Consider the following 385-nt stretch of genomic DNA (forward strand, 5'->3'; position numbering starts at 1 on the left):
GCGAGCGGCTGCGTCACGGTGCGCGGACTGAGCTTTGCAAGGCCACGCAGCTCGTCCCTTCTGCGGCTCCATCCGGCCGGCGATGATCACCGGACCGCCTCTTGCGAGAGACCGAAAATTCTTCGGCGGAGCGTGGAACCCGAGCGCCGGCGCCGCGTTACGCGCGTGCGAGGCCCGAAAGGGCTCGCGCGGTGGGCGCCGGTCACCCGGTGTCCGGCGTCCCTCGTCATCACGTTGCTCAATGGAGGATGTGGTTATGAGGACCTATGACGTTGCGCCCCTGTTCCGCTCGTCCGTCGGTTTCGACCGGCTTCTCGATCTGCTCACCCAGGCCGAGCGGGTCGAGCCCTCCGCCGCTTGGCCACCCTACAACATCGAGAAGGTG

At 67.3% G+C, this 385-nt stretch carries 1 pseudogene; it reads left to right on the forward strand.

Annotated elements, in window-relative coordinates:
* Nucleotides 1-256: 256 nt before the first annotated feature.
* Nucleotides 257-385: pseudogene (locus WDW90_RS38415) on the forward strand (heat-shock protein); the annotation flags it as partial.

Source organism: Methylobacterium nigriterrae, from assembly GCF_037106235.1.
Classification (GTDB): Bacteria; Pseudomonadota; Alphaproteobacteria; order Rhizobiales; family Beijerinckiaceae; genus Methylobacterium; species Methylobacterium nigriterrae.